Origin of the sequence: Peterkaempfera griseoplana, from assembly GCF_001418575.1 — a bacterium.
GTDB lineage: Bacteria > Actinomycetota > Actinomycetes > Streptomycetales > Streptomycetaceae > Peterkaempfera > Peterkaempfera griseoplana.
In genome coordinates, this window is the sequence record NZ_LIQR01000459.1 from 1 (window position 1) to 4,108 (window position 4,108).

The window sequence follows — 4,108 nt, forward strand, 5'->3', positions numbered from 1 at the left end:
TCGGGCAGGGTGCGGGAGCGGCCGCCGAGCAGGTCGTCCAGCACCCTGACCGACTCGACGAACTGCGCCCTGCGCTGGTCGCGGTCCAGACCGTAGACCGCGTTCACCCGTGCTCTGACCCCGGCTCCCACCCCCACCACCAGGCGGTTGCCGGAGAGGCTCTGCAGCGTCGCCACCGCCTGCGCCAGGGTGATCGGGCGGCGGTAGCTGAGGCACAGCACCGCCGTGCCCACCTCCTCGAAGGGGACCCCGCGGCCCAGCACATGGCCGAGCAGCGCCACCGGGTCGAAGCCCGCCCCGCGGTCCGCGGGGACGTTCTCCAGCAGCGGGATGTCGCGGACCCACACACCGGGGAACCCCAGGTCGGCGAGGAGCAGGATGCGGCCCAGCGGATCGGTCCAGGGGTCGTCGTAGAGCGGCAGCACCACACCTGTCCTCATCGCGCCACCGCCCCGCTCCCGGCCGCCACGGCCACCGGCGCGGCCTCGGTGGCAGGCGGCGGAGCCGCCGTCGCCGCCACCGGTGCGGCGCTGATCCGCAGATCACCGCCCAGCCGGGTCACCGCGGTGAACTCGAACCGGACCGCCGCACCCACCGACGGCATCGCCTCCGAGGCCAGGCACGACGGACCGGCCCCCAGCACCGAGGGCGCCAGATAGCCGACCACCTCGTCGACCAGCCCCGCCTCCAGCAGCGCCCCCGCCAGCGTGGGCCCGCCCTCGGCGAGGACCGAGCGGACACCCCGGGCGTACAGCTCCCGCAGCAGCGCCCGCAGATCCACCCCGCGGCCCCGCGGCCCGCGGGGAACCGCCAGCACCTCGACGTCGCCGGGGAGCCCGGCCGCCGACCCCGGCTCGGCCACCGCCAGCAGCGTGGGCGCCGAACCGTCCCAGATCCGGGCGGTCACCGGCAGCCCGTGGCCGGACGAGGCCGCCACCACCCGCAGCGGCGGCCGGCCGACGACCCCGTGCCGTAGGTCGAGCGCGGGATCGTCGGTGCGCAGCGTGCCCGCGCCGACCAGCACCGCGTCGTGCGAGGCCCGCAGCCGGTGGGCGTCGCGCCGGGCCTCCGGGCCGGTGACCCATCGGGAGCTGCCGTCGGCGGCGGCCACCCGGCCGTCCAGGGTGGCGCCGTACTTCCAGGTGACGAACGGACGGCGGCGGGCCGCGGCCACCAGCCAGTACCGGTTGCCCAGGGCGGCCTCCTCGGCCAGCACCCCGCCCACCACCTCCAGACCGGCCGCCCGCAGGGTCTCCGCGCCGCCGGACGCGGTGGGGTCGGGGTCGGAGACCGCGTACACCACCCGGCGGATCCCGGCGGCGAGCAGCGCCCGGGTACAGGGGCCGGTGCGGCCGCTGTGGTCGCAGGGCTCCAGGGTGACGACCGCGGTGCCGCCCGCCGCGGCGGCGCCGGCCGCCCGCAGCGCCGCCACCTCCGCGTGCGGACCGCCCGCACGGTGGTGCAGTCCCTCACCGGCGATGGTGCCGTCGGCGGCGAGGATCACACAGCCCACCACCGGGTTGGGGCTGGTGCCGCCGAGACCCTGGGCGGCCAGCGCCACCGCGCGTCGCATCGCGGCCTCCTCGGCGGGGGTGGCCCGGCCGGGGATCACCGGGCCACCGCCGCGGTGGGCATACGAGGACAGGGCGTGATCATGTGTGCGCTCATCGGCTGATCGGCCTTTCGGTGGGAGTCGGACCGCTCAGGAGGCCCGGGCGACGGTCTCCAGGGCGATGGCGTGCCGGGTGACCTTGGCCTTGGTCTCCAGGTAGAAGCGGTTGTACGGGGTCACGTAGACCCCGGTGGACACCCGTTCGGCGACGTCGATCCCGTACTGCCGCAGCTGGGCGGCCTTCTGCGGGTTGTTGGTGAGCAGCCGGATCGGGGACGCGGTGAGCGCCCGGATCATCTCGGCGGCGACCCGGTAGTCGCGGGAGTCGGCGTCCAGGTCCAGACGCTCGTTGGCCTCGTAGGTGTCCAGCCCGTCGTCCTGGAGCAGATAGGTGTCCAGCTTGTTGTAGAGGCCGATGCCGCGCCCCTCCTGACGCAGGTACAGCAGGAACCCTCCGGCCGCGGAGATCTCCTCCACGGCCTCCTGGAGCTGCGGGCCGCAGTCGCAGCGCGCCGACCCCAGCACGTCCCCGGTCAGGCACTCGGAGTGCACCCTCACCAGGGGGTGGGCGGCGGTGCGGTAGTCGCCCAGGCCGATCGCCAGATGCTCCCCGGGGTCGCTCATCCCGCGGAAGGTGAACACATCGGCCTGCAGGTACTCGCCGGACGACGTCTGCAGCGGCACCCGGACCTTCGCCCGCACCTGCACCCCGCCGGCCGGGCCGGCCGGGTTCGCGACCGGACGCAGTTCCTGCACACGGGTCTGCTGGGCAATAGCCATCTCCACGCTCCTTCTTGGGTGGCTGGGCACGGCTCGGTGCCGTGCCGGGTGTTCGTACACGGTCCACCTGGGTAAACGGAATGGGATCCGGCCCAGGAAAATCCTCCCGCACCGCACGCCGGTGCCGGGGACAGGGGAATCGCCGCGCGCCGGAACGGATTTCATCCCGGGGCGCCGGGGCGGAGCCTTGGCCCGCCGGCGACCGCATGAACCTAGAAACCGTGCATCGAGTTCCGCTGGAGCGGAACTCGAATGCATTTCGGGGATTCCTAGGCGACTGTTGCCGGTGTCCGACCCGGCCGATACAGTCGAAATTCACCGATCCGGACGCGTCGGCCGGAGGCGGGGAAACACCGGATCACCAGAACCTCCTCACTCAGCGGAGAATTCGTATGCGGACACCGCCGCCGCTCATTTCCGTGGTCATCCCGACGTACAACCGCGCCGGGCTGCTGCGCCGCACCCTGGACTCCGTCGCCGCCCAGCGCCTGCCGGCCGGCACCCTGGAGGCGGTGGTCGCGGACGACGGCTCCTCGGACGCCACCCGCGAGGTGGTCCGGGAGTTCGAGGACAGACTCCCGGTCAAGTACCACTTCCAGCCCGACGAGGGCTACGGCGTGGCCCGCGCCCGCAACGCCGGGGCCGCCCTGGCGGCAGCCCCGCTGCTGCTCTTCCTGGACACCGGCGCGCTCCTCGGCCCCGACTCGGTACGGGCGCACCTCGCGGCCCACGGCCCCGCCCCGCACCCGCCCGGACCCGGCCGGGTCGCCCTCGGCTACACCTACGGCTACAACCCCAGGCACCCCTACCCCGGCCTCGCCGAGGCGCTGGAGCGGCGCGCCCCCGAGGAGGTGGTGCGGCTCTTCGGCGACGACCCCCGCTTCCGCGACCTGCGCCACCAGGAGCTCAGTGAGGTCGGCTTCGACCCGGAGCGGCTCAACACCCCCTGGATGTTCTTCTGGACCCTCAACCTCTCGCTGTGCACCGCCGACTTCGACGCCGTCGGCGGCTTCGACGAGGGGTTCCGCAGCTGGGGCGGCGAGGACCTGGAGCTCGGCTACCGGCTCCACCGCCACGGCACCACCATGACGCTGCTGAGGGACGGCTGGGCTGTGGAGTCCCCCCACGAGCGGGACATGGACGCCAACTCGCTGAGCAACCAGCGCAACGCCGGCCTGCTCCTGGAGCGCCACCCCGGCCCCGTGATGGAGCTCTACTGGGCCATGTACTCCCGAGGGCGCTTCGACCCGCCGCTGGAGTACGAGTACACCCGGCTGCTGGAGGCCGCCGCCCGTACCCGCGGCGACGACCTCACCGACGAGATCCGTGCAGCCTGCGCCGCCGTCCGCCCGTCGGACCCCGCCCGGCCGCCGCGCATCGCCGTGCTGGGCGCGGGCGCGGCCCCGCCGCCCGAGCTGCCCGGCGGAGCCGACTGGACCCTGCTCGACTACGACGCCGCGCCCGCGCGCCCGGGCGGGCGGCACGCCCTGGGGCTGCGCACCGGGCTGCCGGGCGACTCCTTCGACCTGGTGGTGATCACCTCCCGCTATCGCGAGCTGTGGGAGCGCTGGGGCGAGGACCTGCTCACCGAGGCCGGGCGCCTGGCCCCCGAGACCGCGGTGTCCTTCCTCGGGCCGCCCGTGGCGGCCGCCGGGCGGCGGAGCGAGGCGTGACCGGACCCGGGGCGGTGGGGGAGCGGGACGCGGCGGGTCCGGT

4 protein-coding genes are annotated in these 4,108 nt (G+C 74.7%); 1 reads left to right on the plus strand and 3 read right to left on the minus strand.

What is annotated here, in order from left to right; translation table 11 throughout:
* The 3 genes from AOK09_RS29685 to AOK09_RS29695 form a co-directional block, all read right to left on the minus strand.
* A partial coding sequence (locus tag AOK09_RS29685) for an LLM class flavin-dependent oxidoreductase (RefSeq protein WP_157876089.1) occupies positions 1–440 on the minus strand: 440 nt, incomplete at its 3' end.
* A complete protein-coding gene (gene ribD / locus AOK09_RS29690; protein ID WP_055590324.1) occupies positions 437–1,573 on the minus strand; it encodes a bifunctional diaminohydroxyphosphoribosylaminopyrimidine deaminase/5-amino-6-(5-phosphoribosylamino)uracil reductase RibD in 1,137 nt (378 codons plus the stop codon). The genes ribD and AOK09_RS29685, both read right to left, overlap by 4 nt.
* Before the next feature lie 129 nt (positions 1,574–1,702).
* Entirely contained in the window at positions 1,703–2,392 is a 690-nt protein-coding gene (locus AOK09_RS29695; RefSeq protein WP_079063543.1) for a GTP cyclohydrolase II, read from the minus strand.
* 392 nt (positions 2,393–2,784) lie between these two features.
* Between AOK09_RS29695 and AOK09_RS40530 the strand changes: the two genes are divergently transcribed.
* Entirely contained in the window at positions 2,785–4,065 is a 1,281-nt protein-coding gene (locus AOK09_RS40530) for a glycosyltransferase (protein ID WP_055590323.1), read from the plus strand.
* Positions 4,066–4,108 lie beyond the last annotated feature (43 nt).